Genomic DNA, 322 nt, shown 5'->3' with positions numbered 1-322 from the left:
CATTATGATATTTTTAGGGATGAATCTTCTTGCGGCTGTTTCTTGGAGGCCCTAAGCCAATGCTCCGAACTAAGGAGTGCCCCTATGGCAGAAAGAATGCTGCAGTTTACGCATGTCGAACGCAAGATGCCGGACAAGCGCGAGGCGAAAGCGCGCGCAGACGATTTTGCGGAAATCTATGCTGAATTCAGCAAGGAAGCTGCTGGCGCGCAGGCGGCCCGCTGTTCGCAGTGCGGCGTGCCCTTCTGTCAGCAAGGCTGCCCTCTTTCAAATAACATTCCCGACTGGTTGAAGCTGGCGGCCGAGAACCGGCTGGAAGAAG

1 pseudogene is annotated in these 322 nt (G+C 55.0%); it reads left to right on the top strand.

What is annotated here, in order from left to right:
• Positions 1-84: 84 nt before the first annotated feature.
• Positions 85-322 (top strand): annotated as a pseudogene (locus tag HY2_RS15950) (NAD(P)-dependent oxidoreductase); the annotation flags it as partial.

The organism is Hyphomonas pacifica (assembly GCF_000682675.1).
GTDB classification, from domain to species: Bacteria; Pseudomonadota; Alphaproteobacteria; order Caulobacterales; family Hyphomonadaceae; genus Hyphomonas; species Hyphomonas pacifica.
This window is presented reverse-complemented; position numbering and strand designations above follow the sequence as displayed.